Source organism: Streptomyces sp. 8L, from assembly GCF_020176795.1.
GTDB lineage: Bacteria > Actinomycetota > Actinomycetes > Streptomycetales > Streptomycetaceae > Streptomyces.
The window spans coordinates 1-2,288 of sequence record NZ_JAIUKE010000653.1 but is presented as its reverse complement, the minus strand read 5'-3'; the positions used below and the strand labels follow the sequence as shown (position 1 = coordinate 2,288).

At 69.5% G+C, this 2,288-nt stretch carries 1 protein-coding gene; it reads left to right on the top strand.

Features of this window, described 5'->3' with window-relative positions:
- The first annotated feature begins 176 nt into the window (after positions 1-176).
- Positions 177-2,132, top strand: coding sequence for an acetate--CoA ligase (gene acs, locus LCE31_RS36570; RefSeq protein ID WP_225022261.1), 1,956 nt, complete (start codon positions 177-179; stop codon positions 2,130-2,132).
- The last annotated feature ends 156 nt before the right edge of the window (positions 2,133-2,288 follow it).

The following is a 2,288-nucleotide window of genomic DNA, read 5'->3' as shown; positions in this document are numbered from 1 at the left end:
CTCCCCGCGGGTGACGGGGAGGGGCCGTTTCGCGGTCCTGGCACGAGTACCGGGCCGGGGGCCGGGGCACACACCCACAGAGGTCTAAACCAATTCTCCGTCGGCTCTTGTCACGTGGGCGTCCGACTGATGAGCTAGCGGGGGAAATGTAGGACGCCCTGGGAATGGGAGATGTCGTGAGCAAAGAGAGCCTGGCCAATCTGCTCAAGGAAGAGCGTCGGTTCGCCCCGCCTGCCGATCTGGCCGCGCACGCCAACGTGACGGCGGAGGCGTACGAACAGGCCTCGGCCGACCGGCTCGGCTTCTGGGCCGAGCAGGCGCGGCGGCTCACCTGGGCCACCGAGCCGTCTCAGACTCTGGACTGGTCCAACCCGCCCTTCGCGAAGTGGTTCGCGGACGGCAAGCTGAACGTCGCGTACAACTGCGTGGACCGCCATGTCGAGGCCGGCAACGGGGACCGGGTCGCGATCCACTTCGAGGGCGAGCCCGGCGACAGCCGTACCCTGACCTACGCTCAGCTGAAGGACGAGGTCTCCAAGGCCGCCAACGCCCTCCTGGAACTGGGCGTGGCGAAGGGCGACCGCGTCGCCGTCTACCTGCCGATGATCCCCGAGGCCGTCATCGCGATGCTGGCCTGCGCCCGGATCGGCGCGCCACACTCCGTGGTCTTCGGCGGCTTCTCCGCGGACGCGGTGGCCTCGCGCATCCAGGACGCCGACGCCAAGATCGTCATCACGGCGGACGGCGGCTACCGGCGCGGCAAGCCGACCGCGCTGAAGCCCGCGATCGACGACGCCGTCGCGAAGTGTCCGCAGGTCAAGCACGTGCTGGTGGTCCGCCGCACGGGTGAGGACACGGCGTTCGACACGAGCCGCGACGTGTGGTGGCACGACATCGTCGACCGCCAGTCGCCGGAGCACACGCCCGAGGCGTTCGACGCCGAGCACCCGCTGTTCATCCTGTACACGTCGGGTACGACAGGCAAGCCGAAGGGCATCCTGCACACCTCGGGCGGTTATCTGACCCAGACGTCCTACACGCACAACGCGGTCTTCGACCTCAAGCCGGAGAGCGACGTCTACTGGTGCACCGCCGACATCGGCTGGGTCACCGGGCACTCGTACATCGTGTACGGGCCGCTGTCGAACGGTGTTTCGCAGGTCATGTACGAGGGCACGCCGGACACCCCGCACCAGGGCAGGTTCTGGGAGATCGTGCAGAAGTACGGCGTCTCGCTGCTGTACGCGGCCCCGACGGCGATCCGTACGTTCATGAAGTGGGGCGACGACATCCCGGCCCGCTTCGACCTGTCCAGCCTGCGCGTCCTCGGCTCGGTCGGCGAGCCGATCAACCCGGAGGCCTGGGTCTGGTACCGGGAGAACATCGGCGGCGGCAAGACCCCCATCGTCGACACGTGGTGGCAGACCGAGACGGGCGCGGTCATGATCTCGCCGCTGCCCGGCGTCACGGAGACCAAGCCGGGTTCCGCGCAGCGCCCGCTGCCCGGCATCTCGGCCACCGTCGTGGACGACGAGGGCCACGAGGTGCCGAACGGGGGCGGCGGCTATCTGGTCGTCACCGAGCCGTGGCCGTCGATGCTCCGTACGGTCTGGGGCGACGACCAGCGCTTCATCGACACCTACTGGTCCCGTTTCGAAGGCAAGTACTTCGCGGGCGACGGTGCGAAGAAGGACGAGGACGGCGACATCTGGCTGCTGGGCCGGGTCGACGACGTCATGCTGATCTCCGGCCACAACATCTCCACCACGGAGGTCGAGTCGGCGCTCGTCTCCCACCCGAAGATCGCCGAGGCTGCGGTCGTCGGCGCGGCGGACGAGACGACGGGCCAGGCGATCGTCGCGTTCGTCATCCTGCGCGGCACGGCCTCCGTGGACGACGGGCTGGTCGCCGAGCTCAGGAACCACGTCGGCGCGACGCTCGGCCCGATCGCCAAGCCGAAGCGCATCCTGCCGGTGGCGGAGCTGCCGAAGACCCGCTCCGGCAAGATCATGCGCCGGCTGCTGCGGGACGTGGCGGAGAACCGTCAGCTCGGTGACGTCACCACGCTCACCGACGCGTCCGTCATGGATCTCATCCAGAGCCAGCTGCCGACGGCGGCCAGCGACGACTGACGGGAGACGTCCCCGACGTTCGTTCGGATGGGGGTGCCGGGTACGTGCGCGGAGCGCCTGCGTACCCGGCACCCCCATCGCCGTCCCGGGAGCGGGAGGCACCGACCGCCGCCCCGGGCTCCCGAGACCCCGTCGCCCCCGTTTCGCGGGCCGCCG